Source organism: Rhodococcus globerulus (assembly GCF_019334125.1).
Taxonomy (GTDB): domain Bacteria; phylum Actinomycetota; class Actinomycetes; order Mycobacteriales; family Mycobacteriaceae; genus Rhodococcus_F; species Rhodococcus_F globerula.
In genome coordinates, this window is record NZ_CP079698.1 from 251,481 (window position 1) to 272,432 (window position 20,952).

Annotated in this window: 19 protein-coding genes; 4 read left to right on the forward strand and 15 right to left on the reverse strand. The window is 61.5% G+C overall.

Annotated features, from left to right (window positions below; translation table 11 throughout):
- Positions 1-12: 12 nt before the first annotated feature.
- Genes menC through KYT97_RS01085 form a run of 6 tightly spaced genes read right to left on the reverse strand, consistent with a single transcriptional unit; the run spans position 13 to position 7,321 of the window.
- The gene (gene menC, locus KYT97_RS01060; protein ID WP_219111609.1) at positions 13-1,146 is read right to left on the reverse strand and encodes an o-succinylbenzoate synthase; all 1,134 of its coding nucleotides are present in this window, start codon (positions 1,144-1,146) and stop codon (positions 13-15) included.
- A complete protein-coding gene (locus tag KYT97_RS01065) occupies positions 1,136-1,999 on the reverse strand; it encodes a GNAT family N-acetyltransferase (protein ID WP_219111610.1) in 864 nt (287 codons plus the stop codon). The genes menC and KYT97_RS01065 overlap by 11 nt, the downstream gene beginning before the upstream one ends.
- Complete coding sequence (locus tag KYT97_RS01070; protein ID WP_141485980.1) at positions 1,996-2,787, reverse strand: ABC transporter ATP-binding protein; 792 nt, start codon at positions 2,785-2,787, stop codon at positions 1,996-1,998. Before KYT97_RS01070 ends, KYT97_RS01065 begins: the two co-directional genes overlap by 4 nt.
- The gene (locus KYT97_RS01075; RefSeq protein ID WP_245005987.1) at positions 2,784-4,661 is read right to left on the reverse strand and encodes a dipeptide/oligopeptide/nickel ABC transporter permease/ATP-binding protein; all 1,878 of its coding nucleotides are present in this window, start codon (positions 4,659-4,661) and stop codon (positions 2,784-2,786) included. The genes KYT97_RS01070 and KYT97_RS01075 overlap by 4 nt, the downstream gene beginning before the upstream one ends.
- Complete coding sequence (locus KYT97_RS01080) at positions 4,662-5,675, reverse strand: ABC transporter permease (RefSeq protein WP_084702760.1); 1,014 nt, start codon at positions 5,673-5,675, stop codon at positions 4,662-4,664.
- 44 nt (positions 5,676-5,719) lie between these two features.
- Entirely contained in the window at positions 5,720-7,321 is a 1,602-nt protein-coding gene (locus tag KYT97_RS01085) for an ABC transporter substrate-binding protein (protein WP_219111611.1), read from the reverse strand.
- Between the two features lie 633 nt (positions 7,322-7,954).
- On the opposite strand from KYT97_RS01085, the gene KYT97_RS01090 reads away from it, so the two are divergent.
- The 4 genes from KYT97_RS01090 (at position 7,955) to KYT97_RS01105 (ending at position 11,638) form a co-directional block, all read left to right on the forward strand.
- Complete coding sequence (locus KYT97_RS01090; RefSeq protein ID WP_141485979.1) at positions 7,955-9,295, forward strand: serine hydrolase domain-containing protein; 1,341 nt, start codon at positions 7,955-7,957, stop codon at positions 9,293-9,295.
- 137 nt (positions 9,296-9,432) lie between these two features.
- Positions 9,433-9,669 carry an RGCVC family protein gene (locus KYT97_RS01095; RefSeq protein ID WP_084702762.1) on the forward strand — a complete coding sequence of 79 codons (237 nt, stop codon included), beginning with the start codon at positions 9,433-9,435 and terminating at the stop codon, positions 9,667-9,669.
- 62 nt (positions 9,670-9,731) lie between these two features.
- On the forward strand, positions 9,732-10,355 hold the full coding sequence (locus KYT97_RS01100) for a TetR/AcrR family transcriptional regulator (protein ID WP_045067348.1): 624 nt from the start codon (positions 9,732-9,734) through the stop codon (positions 10,353-10,355).
- Between the two features lie 26 nt (positions 10,356-10,381).
- Positions 10,382-11,638: a DUF1214 domain-containing protein gene (locus tag KYT97_RS01105; RefSeq protein ID WP_092808443.1), complete on the forward strand. Its 1,257-nt coding sequence runs from the start codon at positions 10,382-10,384 to the stop codon at positions 11,636-11,638.
- A 6-nt stretch (positions 11,639-11,644) separates the two neighbouring features.
- On the opposite strand, the gene KYT97_RS01110 is transcribed toward KYT97_RS01105, so the two are convergent.
- From KYT97_RS01110 to nuoH, 9 genes are read right to left on the reverse strand one after another with little or no spacing between them, the layout of a single operon-like run.
- Positions 11,645-12,274 (reverse strand): class I SAM-dependent methyltransferase, encoded by a 630-nt coding sequence (locus KYT97_RS01110; RefSeq protein WP_172935322.1) that lies wholly within the window; start codon positions 12,272-12,274, stop codon positions 11,645-11,647.
- Positions 12,271-12,927: a lysoplasmalogenase gene (locus KYT97_RS01115; protein WP_033234866.1), complete on the reverse strand. Its 657-nt coding sequence runs from the start codon at positions 12,925-12,927 to the stop codon at positions 12,271-12,273. Before KYT97_RS01115 ends, KYT97_RS01110 begins: the two co-directional genes overlap by 4 nt.
- Before the next feature lie 19 nt (positions 12,928-12,946).
- The gene (nuoN, locus tag KYT97_RS01120; protein ID WP_172935323.1) at positions 12,947-14,542 is read right to left on the reverse strand and encodes an NADH-quinone oxidoreductase subunit NuoN; all 1,596 of its coding nucleotides are present in this window, start codon (positions 14,540-14,542) and stop codon (positions 12,947-12,949) included.
- On the reverse strand, positions 14,539-16,161 hold the full coding sequence (locus KYT97_RS01125) for an NADH-quinone oxidoreductase subunit M (protein ID WP_230590173.1): 1,623 nt from the start codon (positions 16,159-16,161) through the stop codon (positions 14,539-14,541). The genes nuoN and KYT97_RS01125 overlap by 4 nt, the downstream gene beginning before the upstream one ends.
- Complete coding sequence (gene nuoL / locus KYT97_RS01130) at positions 16,155-18,047, reverse strand: NADH-quinone oxidoreductase subunit L (protein ID WP_219111612.1); 1,893 nt, start codon at positions 18,045-18,047, stop codon at positions 16,155-16,157. Before nuoL ends, KYT97_RS01125 begins: the two co-directional genes overlap by 7 nt.
- A 1-nt stretch (position 18,048) precedes the next feature.
- Positions 18,049-18,348 (reverse strand): NADH-quinone oxidoreductase subunit NuoK, encoded by a 300-nt coding sequence (gene nuoK / locus KYT97_RS01135; protein ID WP_033234863.1) that lies wholly within the window; start codon positions 18,346-18,348, stop codon positions 18,049-18,051.
- A complete protein-coding gene (locus tag KYT97_RS01140) occupies positions 18,345-19,142 on the reverse strand; it encodes an NADH-quinone oxidoreductase subunit J (protein ID WP_092808439.1) in 798 nt (265 codons plus the stop codon). The genes nuoK and KYT97_RS01140 overlap by 4 nt, the downstream gene beginning before the upstream one ends.
- Positions 19,139-19,666: an NADH-quinone oxidoreductase subunit NuoI gene (nuoI, locus tag KYT97_RS01145; RefSeq protein ID WP_033234861.1), complete on the reverse strand. Its 528-nt coding sequence runs from the start codon at positions 19,664-19,666 to the stop codon at positions 19,139-19,141. The genes KYT97_RS01140 and nuoI overlap by 4 nt, the downstream gene beginning before the upstream one ends.
- Complete coding sequence (gene nuoH, locus KYT97_RS01150; protein ID WP_371851315.1) at positions 19,659-20,921, reverse strand: NADH-quinone oxidoreductase subunit NuoH; 1,263 nt, start codon at positions 20,919-20,921, stop codon at positions 19,659-19,661. Before nuoH ends, nuoI begins: the two co-directional genes overlap by 8 nt.
- Positions 20,922-20,952: the final 31 nt, after the last annotated feature.

Genomic DNA, 20,952 nt, shown 5'->3' on the forward strand with positions numbered 1-20,952 from the left:
AATGTGCGGAACTTACAGAATCTCGGTGGCGACGGTGAAGCGCTCCATGACGTCCTCACGCGGAGTCACGCCGAAGCCGGGTCCCTGCGGCACGGCGATGTGGCCGTCCTCGATGACAAACGGTTCGGTGATGTCTTCTTTGTAGAAGCGATCCGACGCCGAGATGTCGCCGGGGAGCGTGAAGCCGTCCAGGGCTGCGAGAGCGGTGTTGGCTGCGCGGCCGATCCCCGTTTCGAGCATTCCGCCGCACCACACCGCAATACCGTGAGCGGAGGCGAGATCGTGGATGCGCTTGGCTTCCAGGTACCCGCCGACACGGCTCGGTTTGATGTTGATGACCGAGGCGGCGCCGAGCATGATCGCATCCGCTGCATCCTTGGCGGACTCGACCGACTCGTCGAGGCAGATCGGAGTCGATAGCGTCTGCGCGAGCTTGGCGTGCTGCACCAGATCGTCCTCGGCCAGCGGCTGTTCGATGAGGAGTAGCGCGAATTCGTCCAGCCGGCGTAGTAGTTGGGAGTCGACGAGGGTGTACGCGGCGTTCGCGTCGACCTGCAATGGGACGTCGTAGCCGAACTCCTTGCGCACCGCGGCCACGGGAGCGATGTCCCAGCCCGGCTTGATCTTCAGCTTGATTCGCACGTAGCCCTGCGACAGATAATCGCCGACGGTATCGAGCAACTGCGGAATGCTGTCCTGAATACCGACGGATACTCCGGAGGGAACTCGCGTACGCGTGGCACCGAGGTAGCGGGCGAAAGACTGTCCGCGAGCACGCAATTCCGCGTCGAGGATCGCCATTTCGATGGCCGACTTGGCCATCTGGTGGCCCACGACGGGGTGAAGCACGCTGCCGACGGTCTCGGCCGAGAGCGGCTGATCCGACTGCGATTTACGCAGCGTCGGAACAAGATACTCGCGCAGCATCGCACGCGCCCCGGCGGTGTACTCCGAGTTGTAGAACGGATCGCTCAGCGAACCGCACTCGCCCCAGCCGACAGTCGAGACCGCACCGTTTGGGCCCTCGGTGGTGCCGCTCACCTTCAGAACGAGTGTGTTGCGTTCGAGTTGGGTACTGAAGGACGTCGTGAAAGGGGAGACGAGAGGGATACGCAGTTCGCGCAGCTCGACGGACTCAATGTGCATGGATTTGCTCTTCTCCGGTTGTCTCGCAGATTTTCGTGAACGTGTAGTAGCCGCTGGGGTCGAAGCCGGTCGATTGCCATTCTTTCGACGCGATGAGTGGTTCGAGGTGCTCGCGCAGCGCATGGCGCCAGGCGAAGGCGCAGGCGCGGTCGACCGTTCTCAGATGCTCTATGTCCCGAGGTATTCCCACTGCGATGTCGACGCAGCCGGGCGGGATCGGGAGCATCCGAGGTGTATTGTCCTCGGCGGGTTGGAGCACTGTGAAGATATCATCAACGGCCACAGTAGAACTCGGAGCAGATTCGGCGTCGAGGTCCCAACTCACCAGCATGCGATCGCTGGCATCGCCGGCATTGATTCCGTCGGCCATCGATCCGTAGAAATCCGGATTGTATTCGGCCGGTTCGGCACCGAGGCGCGAGATGTTGAAGTAGGCGTTCCGTGCGACGAGGGGATCGAAAGTCCACCGGATCGTTCGGACTCCGCGCTCGATGCACCAGTCCCGCTGGTGATGCTTCAATGCACGGCCGATTCCCTTGCCTGCGAAGCCCGGTAGAACCCCCGCGATGTGCGAGTGCAGAACCTCGCCGAGTGGCTCGACAAAGAATCCGACGCATCCGCCGATCATTTTGTCGCCGGAAAAGGCTCCCACTACGTAATGCCCGCCGTGGTGAAGGGCAACCAGCATCGCTGTGCCGAAATGGGCCGGTCCAGGACTGGTGGCCCAGATGTCGTCGAAAACTGCAGAGAGATTCTCTATTTCGCGATTGTCGACCAGTTCTCGAAATTCAATCGCAGGGGAGAGCGCGGGCGCACCGGCGCCGGGTGAAGCCGGCCGGATCGAGTGTGTCATCGGAACATCGGCTCTCCGAATTGCGGAATCGCGGACAACAGCTTGGCCGTGTATGCCTCTCGAGGAGAATCGATCACGTCGAGAATCGGCCCGTGTTCGACGATCTCGCCGCCGAGCATGACCGCGACGTGGTCACAGACGTAGCGGATCACTGCAAGATTATGGCTGACGAAGAGAACCGTCAGACCTAGCTGTTTCTGTAGATCTACCAAGAGATTCAGGACTGCGCCCTGCACGGACACGTCAAGCGCAGAGGTGATCTCGTCGGCAAGCAACACGGACGGCGCAGCAGCGAGTGCCCTGGCCAGCGCCACACGCTGGCGCTGACCACCCGACAACGAGGACGGGTAGTCGTACGCCTTCTCCTCCGGGAGTTGGACCGTGCTGAGCAGTCGAGCGACTTCGACAGCCCGGTCGCCGCGGCTACGACGCACGCGGTCGCGGCGTTCGGTGGATCGCAGCGCCTCGGCCAGGGACTGGCCGATGGTCATTCGGGGGTCCAGGCACGAGTACGGATCCTGGAAGACCATCTGGATTGTGTGGCGCAAGCGTGCCGTCGCCCCGCGGGCATGGGCGACGTCGACACCGTCGAGGAGAATCTGGCCGGAACTCGGCTCGGCCAGACCGACCGTCGCCCGTGCCAGAGTGGACTTTCCGGAACCGGATTCGCCCACCAGTCCGACTATCGAACCCGAAGGGATGTCGAGGTCGACGTTCTTGACGGCGTGGAATCGTTTGGTGCCGTTGCCGAGATGGACGTTGACGTCGCGAAACTCCAGCCTGCTCATCGGATCTCCTCTGCAGCTGCAACCAGCTCTTGCAATTCGGCATCTGCGGTGCTGGTCATGGTGCCGAGGCTCTCGACCTGCCAGACTTCGTCGACTGTGGCGAGCGGCTTGTCGCGGTCGGTGGTCATGGTGGGAACCGCGGCGATCAGCGCGCGGGTGTATGGGTGCTGTGAGCGTCCGGCGACCAGATCGTCCACGGAGATGTCCTCGACGATGTTTCCGGCGAACATGACCAGGACACGCGTGCACATTCCGGTGATGACGGCCATATCGTGCGAGATGAGAAGGATTGCGGCACCGGTCTCTTCGCGAACCTCGTGCAGCAGTCCCAGAACCTCACGCTGGACGGTGACGTCGAGTGCGGTGGTGGGTTCGTCCGCGATGATCAATGCAGGCTTGCCCATCAAACCCATGGCGATCATGGCGCGCTGACGCATTCCGCCGGAGAACTCGTGTGGGTACTGCTTCGCGCGGCGAGGAGCGTCGGGGATCTTCACCGCTGTGAGACGGTCGATGGCAGCCTTCTTGGCTTCGGCCTTGCTCATTCCCTCGTGTAGCCAGCCGATCTCGGCGACCTGGTACCCGACCTTGAGGGACGGGTTCATCGAGGACATCGGGTCCTGAAACACCATGGACATGCGCGTTCCGAGTTGGCGGGCGATCTTGCGTGCGGCAGAACCTTCCGGCCGCTTTCCGTCCTTCATCAGGACGGTGCCGTCGAATTCGATAAGACCGGCGTCGACAACTGTCGGGTGATCGGTCAGCTGCGAGATCGCCATGCAGCTGAGCGACTTTCCGGAACCGGATTCGCCGACGATCCCGACGGTTTCACCGCGATGGACTGTGAAGCTGATGTTGTCGACAGGTCGACGCCATACGTTGCCGGCGGGAACCGCGACGGACATGTTGCGGACGGTGAGAACAGCGTTGTCGTCCACCGGAGCCGATGGGGACTCGCTTGTGGCCGTGTTGATCGGGTTCCATTTGGGGAGCTTGCTGCTGATCGGGCTGCGAATACCCGCGCCGCGGGCGATGGCCTCGCCGACCAAGGTAAAGGTCAGACCGGAGAGCACGACGGCGATGCCGGGCGCCAGTGCGGTGGCGGGGTTGACGAAGATCTTCGACAGGCCTTCGTTGAGCATGCGGCCCCAGTCGAAGGACGGCGGCTGGATACCCAGGCCGAGGAAAGACAGGCCGGCGAAGACGACCAGTCCGCTGCCGACGGAGATGCTGGCGTTGACGATGAGGGGTTCGCGAATGTTGGGAAGAATGTGCCGAAACAGCAAGCCGGGCTTGGTGACTCCGAGGATGCGTGCGGCGTCGATGAAGTCGCGGCCGTTCACCGAGGAAGAAAGTGCGTAGGTCAGTCGGGCGAACGGTGACGCCATGGCGAGACCGATCGCTATCACGGCGCTGCCGGAGCCCTGCCCGAGCACGACCAGCAGGAAGATGGCGAGGAGCAGACCGGGGAAGGCGATGGCGAAGTTGAGAAACGCCACGACGAACCGACCGATCCAGCGGGGAGCGAGCAGGGGGAGTGTTCCGAGGAACAAGCCCAACGCGACGCCGAGGCCTACGGCGCTCAGTGCCATGAGGACGGACAACCGGGCAGCAGTCATGGTGCGGGCGAAAACATCTCGTCCACCGGCGTCGGTACCGAAGATGTGCTCGGAACTCGGACCCTGGGAGAGTGCCTTGGGATTGGCGACGACGGCGGCGTCGCCCCAGATGATCGGTCCGAAGATCACCAGTGCGATCAGCCCGGTCAGAAAGGTGAGAGCCAATATTCCCAGGGGAGTGCGGAAAGTCTGGACCAGCCAGTGCCGACGAGGAGGCGTCGTTGCGGCCGTTTCGACCGTAGGTGAGGTACTCACTCAGTTCTCCCGGATGGTGGATCGTGGGTCGATCAGAGCGAGCACCACGTCGACGATGAAATTGATGAAGAGGACGATGCTGCCGTAGATCACGACCAGTGTCTGGGCGAGTGGATAGTCCTTCTCGGTGATGGCCTTGACCAAGGCCAATCCCATTCCCGGCCACGCGAAGATGCTTTCGATGAGCACGGTTCCGGCTATGAGGCCACCCAGCAGGAGACCGGCCAGCGTCAGCGTGGAGGTCAGGAGGTTGGGCATTGCGTGACGGAAGTACATGCGCGCTGCGGACATCCGCTTGGCGCGTGCCGTTCGGATGTAGTCCATGTCGAGCACGCTGAGAGCCTCGGCGCGCACGATCCGCGACATGGAGGCGATGGTGCCGATGGACATGGCGGCAACCGGGAGGATGTAGCTTTCCGGCCCGCCTCGTCCGGCGACCGGAAGGATTGGGAACGTGACGGCGAACAGGTAGACCAATGCCGTACCGAACATGAACTCCGGAATGACGGCGATGGTGCCCGACGTTGCGGTGTAACCGATTTCGACTCCGCGGCGTCGGCCGCCTCGCGTCAGCGCCGCGAAAATGAGCCCGAGCGGGATGCCGATGACCAGCACGGTGATGACTGTGAGGAAAGCCAGTTCGAGTGTGGCGGGCAACCGGGTCCCGATCACCTCGAGGACCGGAGTCCTCAAGGTGATCGAGTCACCTGGATTGCCAGTGAGCAGACCACCGATGAAGCGGAAGTACTGCTGGTAGAGCGGAAGGTCGTATCCGAGTTGAGATCTGGTCGACTCGACAAGCTCGACCGGGGCGTTCAGTCCCAATGCCAACCGGACGGGATCGCCCGGAATCAGCTGGAGCATCAAGAAGGCAGCCGTCACCAGCGCCCAGAGAGAGACCACGAACGTGCCGAGGCGGCGCAGAAGGTACGCGGGCCAGCTGTCGGACTCGAATAACTTCTTTCGAGCCGACGGTGCCGCGTGTGGTGTCGCGGCTTCAATTGTTTGACTCATGGGCTGTCTTTCCGAGGGGCGGGATGCTGGGACGGTGAATCGGCCTACTGGTAGACGCGCAGTGCGGACCCGATGTAGGTCTTACCGAATGCGAGTCCCGACTTGGAGAAATAGGTGTTGTTGACCGAGTTCGCGAACGGAACGGCGTCGACCGACTTGACGATTTCGGACTCGGCGGCTGCCCAGGCATCACACGCTGCGTCGCCGGTCAGGTTGGAGGCCTCGGTTGCGCCTGCTTCGTATGCGGCGTTGCTGATGTCGGAGAAGTTCTTGCCCGCTGCCGGAACCGGTCCGGCGAAGAAGCCGGTGAACGCACTGGGCAGGGTGTTGTTGATCTGAATCCAGCCGATGTCCCAGGCGGAGTTGTCCTTGCCGCTGAGCATGACGTCGATGACCTTGTTGGAATCGCCACCGGTCACCTCGACCACTGCACCGAGAGCGTTCCAGGCGGTCTGTGCCATCTCGACTGCTGCGTTGCGCGAGTCGTCGACGCCGTCGTAGTACATGCGGAGCTCGAGGGCGGTTCCGTCCTTGCTGCGCTTGCCGTCCGATCCGGCGGTCCAGCCTGCGGCGTCCAGGGTGGCCTTGGCAGCGTCGAGGTCGAACGTGGGCAGGTTGCCGTCCACCGAGTTGTAGATGCAGGCGCGGGGTTCGAGGGCGACGAAGCTGGTTGCACGGACTCCGTTACCAGCGGTGAGAACCTGGGTGATGTCGTCGAGATCGACGGCCTGAACCAGAGCCTTACGCACGGCAGGGTCGCTGGTCGGGTTACCGGCCAGGTGGTTGAAGTACATCTGACCGGCCGGAACCGGACGCTCGACGACTGTCAGGTTGGCGGAGTCGACACGGGCCTTGTCCGGTCCGGAGATCGCCACGGCGTTGATTTCGCCGTTCAGCAGCTGGTTGGCTGCGGTGCTCACGTTCGGAATCATGGACGCGATGACCGTCTTGGGGACACCCGGTGTCTCCGAGGTGGTGTCGTCCGGACCCCAGTTGTAGCCGTCGCGGCGTTCGAACGTGTAGTGGTTGTTGGGAACGACCTCCGTGACCTTGAACATGCCGGTACCGAGCGAAGCCTTGTTCGCGGCAGTCGGGTCCTTCAATGCGCCGTCGCAGACGATGGGCAACCTGGCGAGGTTCAGCAGCAGGAACGGGCTGGCCGCCGGGGTGGTCACCGTGACTGTGCGGGTCGCGACGTCTGCCGTGGCCGTTGCAGTCGACGGAACGGTGGTTCCGCGCATCTGCGAGCCGTTGGCGGGGTCCGCGACAAAGTTGACGTTGTCGGCGACGGTCTGGGCGGTCAGGGTGGACCCGTCCGTACAGGTCACCCCGTCACGAATGGTGAAGGTCGCCGACGTGGGCGTCTCTTCCCACTTCTCGGCAAGCCACGGTCCGACGACGCTGGTTTCGGGGTCCTGGAAGACCAGGTAGTCGTACGCCAGCTTCGAGATCTCCGCCGTGGCCGTCGAAGCTGCCATGATCGGGTTGAGTGAGCCGGGATCCGCCTGAAGTCCGAACCGGAACGTACCGTCCGTGACGGGATCGCCACCGGAGCCGCCTGCAGTGGTGCTTCCTGAGCCACAAGCGGACAACACGAGCGCGAGCCCGGCGGCTGCCGCAAGTGTTGGATAGGACCGGTGTTTCATAGTACCTCCGTGAAAGAGCGCGGGTCCGAGTGAATCGGTTGAACGCGGGTTGGCTTACTGACTGCTAAATCTCCACGATCGGCGTGACGCGTGTCTCGGTCGATCCTCAAGAAAATCAAGCCATATTTCGTCCGGTCCCACCAAACCCGGCCGACGGTACTTGAGGATTACACGATTGCGTACTTCAGGCTGAGTAACTCTGCACCGCAAGCCGATGTGTAGCGGTGAGACGGCTGGTGAGATGGAAACATGAATGTCGACAACACGGAAGGAAGGGTCGCCCGCTCGCACTGGCACCTTCGGTGTCGATACCATACGGGCCGGAAAAGTTTGAACCACAGTTGATTACGGGGTCTGGCGGTTGATGACGATTCGGGTTTGGTGGCCCAGAACAAAAAGTGGCTTGGTATTTTTGTGAATCGGCCGAGACACGCATCACGCCGACCGTCGAGAATAGCAGTCGGTAACTCAGTCGCGTCCAATCGATTATCGCTCGGGCCCAAGCTTTTTCACGGAGGTAGCATGAAGCGGTAAGGCACTCAACGGATCTGCGTCGCATCTCTACCAGTAAGCCGACTCACACCGACCGAAGAAGCAGCAATACAGAACGCCGGCGAAATCGAGGAATCAAAGATGCAAGAACAGTTGCAGGAACTTGTCGACCAGTGGAGGGTCGAGGCGAACATCCCCGGCGTATCGGTCGGTATCGTGCACGGTGACAAGGACATCGTCGTCACCAGCGGTATCGAGAGCGTCGAGACACAACTTCCGGTCACCGACAAGACCATGTTCATGATCGGCTCCACCACAAAGGTTTTCGTCTCGACTGCTGCCATGACGCTCGTCGAGGACGGCTTGCTCGACCTCGACACCCCGGTGGTCGAATACGTACCCGAGCTTGTCCTCGCCGACGAAGAAGCCACCCGTACAGTCACCATGCGCCACCTTCTCACCCACACCGGAGGATTCACCGGCGACGCCAGCCTTTCGGCAGGCTGGGGCGAAGACGCACTGGTTCGCTCGGTTTCGCGACTGAAGGAGCTACGACAAGAATTCCCGGTCGGTGAGGTCTTCTCGTACAGTAACTCCGGTTTTGTACTCGCCGGACACGTCGTGGCCAAGATCAGCGGGCTGACTTTCGAAGAGTTGGTCACACAGCGAGTCCTGGAACCTCTCGACATGAAGGATTCGGCCTTCCTGCCCTGGGATGTGATGACTCATCGGTTTGCGCTCGGCCATTACATTCGCGACGGTGTCCCGTTTGTTTCCAATGAAACCGGGCTCGACCGCGGCATGACGCCCTGCGGTGGAATGTGGTCCTCGGTGCGGGATCAACTGGTCTGGGCGCGCTACGCACTCTCGGGCGAGCACCCCGGCGAGGGACAGCCGCTCGACGAGTCCACACGGTTGCTGATGCAGGCACCGCAGCGGCCGGCGGCGATGATGTTCGAAGAGGTCGGTCTGGGGTGGCTGCTGACCAGGTACGGCAGCACACAGGTCGTCCGGCACGGCGGCAACGTCAGCAATCTCCAGGTCTCCGAGTTCATGACGGTGCCCGAGAGGAACTTCGCCATCACCGTTCTGACCAATGCACTCGGTGGAGGAATCGCCAAGAAGATTGTCGATTGGTGCATGAGCAACATCGCGGAACTGCCAACGCCCGTTTCGCTCGACCTGGTCGACCTCACCCCCGCTGCGGTCGACGCGGTCCTGGGCAAGTATCAGGCGGGTTCGCTGACAATGACAGTCGCCCCTGGTGACGAGGGAATCGGCATCCGGATGGGTAGCGCAAAGGACCTCGGCGAGTACGAGGACATCGTCTGGCCGCCGGCGATCCCGATTGCCTTCGTCAACGACAACAACTTCGCCGCTCGTGCGGACACCACTCGGGCGTTGGGACGCTTCGTCACCGACGACACCGGACGCGCTGTGATGCTGGAATTCGGCGGGCGTACCGCTAAGCGAGTGGCTTAGGCCGGTAGGGGACGACGCCGAGACCGAAGCGGGTAGCGTGGAGGATGCCAGGGCAAATCGAATGTGTGCCGTCACGCCACGTCGTCCTCGGCATCCACATCGGCCGGAAGTTGAAAGGTCGAGAATGGAGAACCGCCATGGCCTCGAACCCGACCGATGTGTCGAATTCTGTCGACGTTTCCCAGTCACCTGCCGCGCAGCAGGCGCAAGGATCGGCAGATTCGACGCCGTCCTGTCCGGCTTGTGGGCACAGTCTGGAATCCCACGATCCCCTCGGAGTTCGATTCTGCCGCGTGACTTCGGACCGGAACCTCGACCGAAAATGCATCTGCCCGGATGAGCACGTGAGCATGCAGCACTACACGCGGTATTGAACGCCACCCGGAATTAACGCACTGCATTGACAATTTAATGCAGTGCGTTATAGCGTCCTCGCATGGCATCAGTAGATCCCAAAAGTGCAATGGTCGATGTCGCCGAGCGGCTGCTCGGCACCCAGGGAGTCGACGCGCTCTCGATGCGAGATGTGGCAAACATTGCGGGCCAACGCAATACGTCCGCGGTGCAGTATCACTTCGGTGGACGCGATCAACTGCTCATTGAAGTGTTCCGTCGCCGAATGGTGGCAATCGCAGAGGACCGACGTGCCTTCTTGGCGACAATCGACGCAGCCGGCCGTGGCCGCGAATTGCGAGCACTCGTCGAGGCCTCGATCGTTCCTTTTGCATCCTCGGTGAGCAGATCCGTCGACGGCGCGAACTACGCCGAATTCATTGTCAGACTCCTTCCTACGGTGGACTATTTTGGTCCAGATCTTGATTCCCCCGGCAATGTGAACCGGGAAATCCATCAAAGGTTGGTGTCTTCATTGACACATCTGACGGAGAATCAGGCTGCTGAGCGAGTCGAGATGATGTTCACTATGGCGTTCTCGGCGATCGCTCTACACATGAGACGTCGTGCGCTCGGAATCAGCTCTGCTTCAGCAACTTTCGACGACTATGTCGAGCATGTCCTGGTGGTGGCTGTTGCTGCGTTGTCTGCTGGGCAATCAGTGTGACTGTTGACAAACAGAAATGAGCAAAGATGGACGTTTCCTCTCGTTCCGAAGCCGATAATGCTGCGTTGGATGCAGCCTGGGCAAAAATGTGTGACGACCTGCGGTCCGCAGGCACTCTTGTGGCACGTGACCCGGTGGCAGTCGACCCCACGATGCGCTCGGCGGGATACCGATACTTGCTGAATCTTCTCAATGCGGGGCTGGAGCAGATGGTGTTCAGTGCCGACCCGCAATACCCGGAAGTCGGTCACCTCCAAGACAATACGAAGCGTTATGCGACAGAGTCTCCGGATTGCTTGTTCGGTCACGCAACTCTCGATGCGGCCGGTACATATCGACTGACAGGTACCGGCGGGTGCGCGCGATATCTTGGGCTGACGTTGTACGACTCCGTCAATCTGTACGAGAACCTGGACCGCGCCGCGCTCGAGCGCAGAGATTTTGCGGCAGCGTTCAAAGCCGCGACGGCCGGCACCCTTGGCGCGATGTCGAATCCCGGCGGAATCACCTTGGATGCAAACGGCGACTTCGAGGTGATCATCAGTGCTGAGCGCCATGACGGGAACTGGCTGCCGATGGACGCCGCTGCGACGAAGCTGATGATCCGTCAGTACTTCTACGACTGGGAAAATGAAGAGCCGTATCACATTTCGCTCGAGCGGCTGGACTTCTCAGGAACCGGGCCGGTGCCGGACCCCGTGGTGATCGCCAGTCAGGTGACGAGAGTCGGTGAGTTCGTCGACGGATTCTCGGACTACTGGGCAGCAATGTATGCGGCCCGCGCCGGTGAGCGCAACGTACTGCGAACACAGCCACCCGTAAGTGAGACCTACGCTTCCGATACCGGGTACATCGCCTACGGCGGAGGAAGTTTCGAGATCGGCGACGACGAAGCCGTCATCATCGAGGTGACACCACCGGACTGCCATTTCTGGAATATCCATCTCGGCGACTACTGGGGCCAGTCGCTGGACTACACGTTCCGCCAGACGTCGCTCAACGGACACCAAGCAGTGCTCGACGGTGGGGTCTTTCGGGCCGTTCTTGCACATCGTGATCCGGGAGTGGCCAATTGGCTCGACACGGCCGGAAACCGCTTCACTCGTTGCGTGTACCGATGGTGGCTCGCCGGCAGTGACGATCTGCCGACGCCCACCGTGCGAGTCGTGAAGTTTGCTGACCTGGCCGAGGAACTACCCGGGGTCGAACGGATTTCGGCGGACGAAAGAAGATCGATGCTCGATCGTCGCCGTCGTGCGGTACTGGCTCGCTATCAGCGATAGAGCCGACTATTCTGCGCGGGAGAACACCGCCACCAGGAAGCCGGAATTATCGGTGAACGGTCGTAGGTCCCACGTGGAGAGCAGCAGATCAACCGTAAGCCCGCTGGCTGACGCGTCGGCCAGGAAGTCCGAGAATTCGTAGTCGCGGCCGGCGCCGAAACCGACGACCACGCGTCCGGTAGGGGAGATATGACGGGCGAACCCGGCCAGCACAGTCCGTCGGGTCGACGGCGCGAGGAAGGTCACCACATTGCCGGCGCACACGATGACGTCGAAATCGGCCGCAACTCCACGACTGGGCAGATCCAACTCCGCAAGATCGCCGACGAGCCACGTGGGTCCGGGGTAGTCCGCTTCCGCTGCGGCGATCAGTACCGGATCAACATCGACGCCGACAACCTCGTGGCCGGCTTTCTGCAGGTGACCTCCCAGGCGTCCCGGCCCACAGCCTGCGTCGAGAACCCGGCCGCCGCGGCCGAGCATTGCGTCGATCAGCCGAGCCTCACCGACAATGTCATTGCCTTCCGCTGCCATGGTCCGGAAGCGTTCGATGTACCGCGTGGAATGTGATGGGTCGGCAGTGGTGATTTCTTCCCACTGGCTGGGTGTGCGCTGGCTGGGGGCCGGTTCAGTCATCTTGTGATGGTACCGAGCCTCATTTTCTCCTGACTGAGGATGCCAACCGTCAGGAGGAGCAGCGCGAGGATGTACGACGCCATGATCCAGATGTCGGTGGGTTCGGGCTGCCACTTGTCTGCTTGGCCCAACAGAATAATGGCGTCCGAGAAGAGAAAGAGTGCTCCGCCCAATCCTGCAGTCTTGTTGTAAGCCAATGAGGTTGCCGCGGTGCAGACCAGGATTGCGGCGTAGATCGGGACGGGAATCTGGAGTTCGCCGAGGCCGGACCAGGTGTAACCAACAAGGGCGACGGCGGCGGCGGTGTAGGCGAGGAGAACCCACGGGTTTTTACGGATACCTTGCAGTGCTCCGCGCGAGATGAAGAAACGGATGAAGCAGATGTGGCCGATCGCGAAGGCCGCCATTCCGACGATGAAGGTGCCGTCCCAGAGAAGGAACAGATCGCCGAAGGCGCACGCGATAAGCGCGGCGGCGATAATTTTCGGTCCGTGATCCACCAGAACCCAGGCGGCAAGGAGCGGAGCAAGCATCACTTTTGTGATGCCATCCCACGGCGTCACGTCCGCGCCGTTGAGGATCAGGTGCGCGACGGCAACAATCGCGAAGGCAACAAACCACGGACTCCGCACGATGAGCTTTTCCACTGTCATCGATCCACCGTATCGGGACTTAACGGATGAACTCCGCTGCTCGCTCGGCAAGATCGAGTGCCGGTTGCGGCAGCACTCCGAGGATCAGTGTCACGCCGGCGCCGAGGCCGATGACACTGCTGGTGAGCGCACTCGGAACAACGACGCTCGGGGCGTCGTCAACAGGATCGGTGAAGAACATCAACACGATGACTCGCACGTAGAAGTACGCCGCAATCGCGCTGCACAGGACACCGACAATCACGAGTGGGGCCGCGCCGCCCTCCGCGGCGGCTTGGAACACCGCGAACTTGCCGATGAATCCACTGGTCAAGGGAATTCCGGCAAAAGCTAGGAGGAACAGTGCAAACACGATTCCGATCAACGGTGAGCGCCTACCCAATCCGGCCCAGCGATTCAGTGTGGCAACTTCGCCGTCAGTGTCACGCACCAGAGTGACCACCGCAAAAGCGCCCAGCGTGCTGAATCCGTAGGCGAGTAGGTAGAACATCGTCGAAGACAGACCCGCATCCGAATCGGCGACCACCCCGGTCAGGATGAATCCGGTGTGTGCGATGGCCGAGTACGCCAGCATTCGCTTCATATCGGTCTGCGTGAGAGCGACAACGGAACCGACAACCATCGTGGCGATCGCAACGCCCCACATCAGTGGACGCCAATTCACGTACTCGTTGGGCAGGGCCACGTAGAACACTCGCAGGATGGCTCCGAAGCCGGCGATCTTGGTGGCAGTAGCCATGAAACTGGTGATCGGGGTCGGTGCACCCTGATACACGTCGGGAATCCACGAATGGAAGGGCACTGCGCCGACTTTGAACAACAGACCTACCGCCAGCAGGGCGGTGCCGAGCCACAAAAAGGAATCGTTCTCCGTTCCGATTCGTGCCGCATCGGCGATACCGGAGAGCGTGACCGTGCCGGCATAGCCGTAGAGCAGGGCAATGCCGAACACGAAGAACGCCGACGAGAATGCCCCGAGCAGAAAGTATTTCATCGCCGCTTCCTGCGACAGGAGACGGCGTCGTCGCGCCAATCCGCACAGCAAGTACAGCGGAAGTGAGAACACTTCGAGCGCAACAAACATCGTGAGGAGATCGTTGGATGCGGGGAAAAGGAGCATTCCGCCCACCGCAAAGAGCGTCAGTGGGAACACTTCTGTTTGTGCAACACCGGCTTTGGTTGCTTCTTGTTCGGCAACGCTGCCGGGAACGCTCGACGCTTGAGGCGTGAAACTCCCCAGCGCGTCCTCGTGATTCTCGGCAGGCACCGTATCGCCTGATCCGCGCTCGGCGATCAGCAACACGGCCGGAATCGCAACCAGCAGAATGGTGCCTTGCAAGAACAGGGTGGGACCGTCGACGGCAACGGATCCCGCCATTGCCAGTGATCGAGTGCCCGCGAGTGCGACGACAGCCACAAATGCCGCAGCCAATCCGCCGATACCGAGGACCAACTGGACGGGGTAGCGCACGGAGCGAGGTGCAAACGCTTCGACCAGCACTCCCACCACCGCGACACCGAATACGATCAGCATCGGTGAGAGCAGGCTGTATTCGACACTCGTGGAATGGGATGCAGGCTCCGCGAGAACGGCCAATCCGTCGAAGGAACTCATTTGTGGGCACCTTCCTCGGTACTGGCATCGGCATCGGCATCGGCGATCACGGGTGTGGGCACCTCATCGACGACGGTGTGGCTGACCGCAGGGGTAATGATGTCGAGAGCCGGTTTGGGGTAGATGCCCAGGAAGAGCAGGAGCGCGATCAACGGCGCCACCACAACAAGTTCGCGGCGAACCAAATCGCGGATTTTGTCGGAGCCTTCTTTCTCGGGACCACCCATGATCCGCTGGTAGAGCCACAGGATGTAGATCGCAGACAGGACCAGCGCACTGGTCGCGATGATGGCAGCGACGTGATAGCGCGTGTATGTGCCGATCAGGACCAGGAATTCGCTGATGAACGGCGCCAGGCCGGGAAGCGAGAGAGTGGCAAGTCCGGCAACGAGGAAGGTGCCGGCAAGAACCGGTGCAACTTTCTGCACACCGCCGTACGCCGCGATGGCGCGTGTACCACGCTGCGAGACAAGGAAACCCGCGATCAGGAACAGGGCGGCCGTCGAGATTCCGTGGTTGACCATGTACAGAGCGGAACCGGCCTGGCTCTGACTGGTCATCGCAAAGATCCCCAGAATGATGAACCCGAAGTGCGAAATCGACGTGTACGCAATCAGGCGCATGATGTCGGTCTGCCCGATCGCGAGAATCGCGCCGTAGACGATGCCGATCACTGCGAGCGTGATTATCCACGGCGCAAACGTCGCAGACGACTCCGGAAACAGTTGCAGACAGTAGCGAATCATCGCGAAGGTACCCACCTTGTCGACGACGGCCATCATCAGAACAGCTGTCGACGGCGTGGATTCCACCGCCGAATCCGGCAGCCAACTGTGCAGCGGCCAGAGTGGGGCCTTGACCGCAAACGCAAACATGAAGCCGAGGAACAGTGCGTTGAGTACACCTGGCCCGACACCCAGGTCGCCGTTCGCAGCTGCTGCGGCGATGGCTTGGAAGTCGAAAGTTCCTGAGGTGAATGGGCTCTCCGCGCGGGCGGTCACCACGTAGAGGCCAACGACTGCCGCGAGCATGACCAACCCGCCGAGCAGGTTGTACAACAGGAATTTGACCGCGGCGCGTGACCGGTTGGCACCACCGAAACCACCGATCAGGAAGTACATCGGTATCAGCATTGCCTCGAAGAAAATGTAGAAGAGCAGAACGTCGAGCGCGCTGAACGACAGCAGCACCATCGATTCGACTACGAGGATCAAGGCGAAGTACGTGTGCGGCAAGCGTCGTGGCGGTTCGTCCGGGGTCTCCGCCGGCACCGCGGGGACGTCGTTCCATCCGGCAACCAAGAGCAGCGGCACCAGTACTGCCGTCAGTAGAACGAGAACAAGCGCGATGCCGTCCAGTCCCAGGCTGTAACTGGTCCCGAATGCGGGTATCCAACTGTGCCTTTCGACGAATTGGAACTGCTGTCCGCCGCGGTCGAACGTGATGGCGAGGGCCACACCGATCGCGAGGACACCCAACGACACCGCAAGAGCAACGGATTTGGCGACGTGAGACATCCGGGCCGGAAGTGCGACCACCACTGCGGCGCCAACCAGGGGGAGTAGCCACAGGAATGTCAGAGCGGGGAAGCCGGCGTTTGTCACAGATTCGTTCACCACAGTGTCACCGCCATCATCGTCGCGACCACCAGCGCTGCACCCACGAACATCACCAAGGCGTAGGAACGGACGAAGCCTGTCTGCAGCTTGCGGACCAGGCCGGAAAGTCCGCTGACCGCCCCGGCAAAGCCGTCGACCGCACCGTCGATGCCTTTGGTGTCGACCACCTCCAACGTCTGGGTGAGCTGTTGGCCGGGCTTCATGAACACCGCTTCGTTGAATGCGTCGCCGTACAGATCACGACGGGCGGCGACGGTCAGCGCGGACACGGCAGTTGGCGCCTCTACCGGGATTTCCCGAGCTGCATACTCGCGGTAGGCAACTCCGACGCCGAGTGCGACCACAACCAGTGCCATCAGGGTGATGGTCCACGCGGGTATCGGCGGCTCCACGTGATGGGCGCCGACAACGGGTTCGAGCCAGTTCTGCAAGCTGGACCCGATGGTCAGCAGCATGCCGGCGCCGACGGATCCCACCGCGAGCACAATCATCGGAGACGTCATCACGGAAGGGGATTCGTGTGGATTCTGGTTGTCCCATCGAGGTTTCCCGAAGAAGGTCATGAGCATCACGCGGGTCATGTAGAACGCGGTGAGTGCGGCACCCAGCAACGTGACCAGGCCGAGGACTATGCCCTTGACCCCGCCGGCGCCGATGGCAACTTCGATGATCTTGTCCTTGGAGAAGAAGCCCGCAAACGGCGGAACACCGATGATGGCAAGGTATCCGAGCCCGAACGTGACAAACGTCAACGGCATGAATGCTCGCAGTCCGCCGTAGCGTCGCATGTCGGTTTCGTCGTTCATCGCGTGCATTACCGAACCGGCGCCGAGGAAGAGACCGGCTTTGAAGAATCCGTGGGTGATGAGATGCAGGATCGCGAACGCGTATCCGGCGGGCCCCAAACCGGCTGCGAGCACCATGTACCCGATCTGGCTCATGGTCGACGCGGCGAGAGCCTTCTTGATGTCGTCCTTCGCGCAGCCGATGATCGCGCCGAACAGGAGCGTGACCGCTCCGACGATCACCACCACTGTTTGGGCGTCGGGTGCCAGGTTGAAGATCGGGTTGGAACGCACGATGAGGTAGACACCCGCAGTGACCATGGTTGCCGCATGGATCAGCGCCGACACCGGGGTTGGGCCTTCCATCGCGTCGCCCAGCCAGGACTGCAACGGCACCTGTGCGGACTTCGCGCACGCCGCGAGCAACAGCATCAGACCGATGGCCGTCAGAACCCCTTCACTTGCGCCTGAGGCGTTGCCGAAAACAGTGGTGAACGACAGCGATCCGAAAGTGTTGAACATCAACATCATTGCGATCATCAGGCCGATGTCGCCGACTCGGTTGACCACAAACGCCTTTTTTGCCGCGGTCGCTGCCGTCGGCTTGTGCTGCCAGAACCCGATGAGCAGGTACGACGCCAATCCGACGCCTTCCCAGCCGACGTACAGGCCGAGGAAGTTGTCGGCGAGGACCAGAAGCAGCATCGCCGCCAGGAACAGATTGAGGTAGGCAAAGAACTTGCGGCGCTCGGGGTCGTGGTCCATGTATCCGACCGAGTAGATGTGGATCAGCGAGCCGACACCGGTGATGAGGAGAACAAAGCACATGGAGAGTTGGTCGAGTTCGAGGCCGAACTGGACCTGCAGACTGTCGACGGGCACCCAGCTGAACAGGTGCTCGTTGATGCTCCGATCGGCGGTGTCGCGGCCGAGCATGCTGACGAAGAACGCCACTCCCACGGCAAACGACGCCAACGCCATGACGCACGCGAACAGATGCCCCCAGGTGTTGGTGCGACGACCGGCAAGGAGTAGGACGGCAGCGCCGCACAGCGGCAGGGCAGGCAGTAACCAGATGGCGGACGTGATTCCTCCTGACATATCAGTACTTCAGCAGGTCTACGTCGTCGACGGATACAGAACGCCGAGATCGGAAGATAATCATGATGATTGCCAGGCCCACAACCACTTCCGCGGCGGCCACAACCATCGTGAAGAACGCAAAGATCTGGCCGTCGAGGTTGCCGTGCATCCGCGCGAACGTGACAAACGCGAGGTTGGCGGCGTTGAGCATCAGTTCGATGCACATGAACACGACAATGGCGTTGCGTCGTAGGAGAACTCCGGCCGCGCCGATGGTGAACAGCAGAACCGACAGGTAGAGATAGTTCTCGGGATTCATCGGTTGTTCTCCTCTCTGCTTGTCGGATCCTGCATGCGCGGCGTGAGGGCGCTCGAGACCGAGATGTCCGACGGCGAGCCGTCGGGCAGCCGCGCCGGTATGTCGACAGCGTTGTTCCGGGCATAGACGCCGGGACTGGGCAGCGGTGTGGCCGAGCCCTTTTCGGGATTGTGCTCGTCGCTGCCCAAATACTTGAATCGCTGCTGCGAGAGTTCGCGTTGACTCATCGACGCCTCGATCTTCTCCCGGTGCGCCAGCATCATCGCGCCCAGTGTGGCCGTGATAAGCAGTGCGCCGGTCAATTCGAAGGCCCAGACGTAGCGAATGAAGATCAGATCGGCGAGCGCGTCGATGTTGCCCTGCTCGAGGTTGGTGAACCCGGTGAATCCCGAGATCGATGCGTTGCCGAGTCCGCCGATCAGCAGCAGACCAAAGCCGAGACCGATCACGATCGCGCTGACGCGTTGTCCCCGCAGAGTTTCGACCAGCGAGTCCGAGGAGTCGACGCCTACCAGCATCAGCACGAACAGGAACAGCATCATCACCGCACCCGTGTACACGACAACCTGAACAACTCCGAGGAACAAGGCACCTTGAACTATGTAGAACACGGCCAGGATGATCATGGTCATCGCCAGGAACAGTGCCGAATACACAGCTTTCGGGGCCGCAACAACTCCGAGCGCGCTGATCACGGCGAGAGTGCCGAGAATCCAGAACTGCACGGCCTCACCCGTCGACGTCGACGTCAGCGTTCCCTGTGCGAGAACCTCCGCGGTGATCGCGCTGATCATTGTTCCGGCTCCTGGCCGGCAGCCGCGATGTCGCCGCGGTAGTAGTCGTCCTGCGTGGTTCCCGGGCGCAATGCGTGCGGAGGCGCATCCATGTCGGGCTTCAGGGGTGCGAGCAAGCGGTCCTTCTCGTAGATCAAACCGGCGCGATTGTCGTCGGCCATCTCGTATTCGTTGGTCATGGTCAGCGCACGGGTGGGGCACGCCTCCACACACAATCCGCAACCGATGCACCGCAAGTAGTTGATCTGGTACACCTGGCCGTACCGTTCACCGGGGGAGTATCGCTCGTCTTCGGTGTTGTCCGCGCCTTCGACGTAGATCGCGTCGGCGGGGCACGCCCACGCGCAGAGCTCGCAGCCGATGCACTTCTCGAGACCGTCGGCATACCGATTGAGTTGGTGGCGACCGTGATAACCCGGCGCCGTCGGCCGCTTCTCTTCCGGATAGAACTCGGTTTCCGGCTTCTTGAACATGGTCGAAAGCGTGACGCCGAATCCGGCAAGGGGTCCGAGGAATTCAGGCATGGGAGTCCTCCGATGTTTCGGTGGGTGCAGCTGTCTCGGTGGGTGTAACCCCGGTTCGGCTGAATGCAGAAACCGTCTGACCAGGCATCGGCGGCACAGGGAAGCCGCCGGCCATGGGATCGAACGGCGTGGGATCGAAAGGCGCGGTTGCGGTTGCGGTTGCGGCAGGTGGTTGCTCGACGTCGCGTCGGCGGCCCCGGTAGAGACCACCGACTGCAAGAACAAGCGCGCCGCCCAGAACCACACCGACGCACAGCAGCACCAGCCAGGTGTTGTACCCCGCGTTGCGGAAGGCGCGTACCGAGGCGATTGCCATGACCCACACCAATGCTGCCGGGATGAGGATTTTCCACCCGAGATTCATGAACTGGTCGTAGCGCAACCGGGGAAGCGTGCTGCGGAGCCAGATGAAGATGAAGAGGAAGAACCAGACCTTGCCGATGAACCACAGCACCGGCCACCACCCCGAATTTGCGCCGTCCCAGAGATTGAACGGGAACGGCGCGTGCCAGCCGCCGAGGAAGAGTGTCGTGGCCAGGGCCGAGACCGTCACCATGTTCACGTATTCCGCGAGCATGAACATCGCGAACTTGAGTGACGAGTACTCGGTATGGAATCCGCCTACCAGTTCGCCTTCGGCTTCGGGAAGGTCGAATGGCGCGCGGTTTGTTTCGCCGACCATGGCAACTACGTAGATGAGGAACGAGGGAAGGAGCAGGAAGACGTACCAGGATCCTTCCTGGGCGCTGACGATCCCGGACGTGGACATGGTTCCGGCGTAAAGGAATACGGCGGCAAACGACAAGCCCATCGCCACTTCGTACGAGATGACCTGCGCCGTGGATCGAAGAGCGCCGAGCAGCGGATAGGTCGATCCGGACGACCACCCGGCAAGAACGATTCCGTACACCCCGACGGAGGTGACGGCGAGGATGTACAGAACACCGACGGGAAGGTCTGTGAGTTGCAGCGGCGACCACGTCCCGAAGATCGACACTTCGGGGCCGAAGGGGACTACCGCAAATGCCATGAACGCGGGGACGACGGCAATGATCGGAGCCAACATGTAAATCGGTTTGTCGACGCCGGAGGGTGTGATGCCTTCCTTGAGAGCCAGTTTCACGCCATCTGCCAGGCTTTGCAGCAATCCGCGCGGGCCAACCCGGTTGGGGCCGACACGCATCTGCATTCGGGCCATGACCTTGCGCTCGACGTAGATCGCGATCAGCGTCGTGAGCAACAGGAACACGAAGATGACGAGCGCCTTGGCGATCACCAGCCACAGT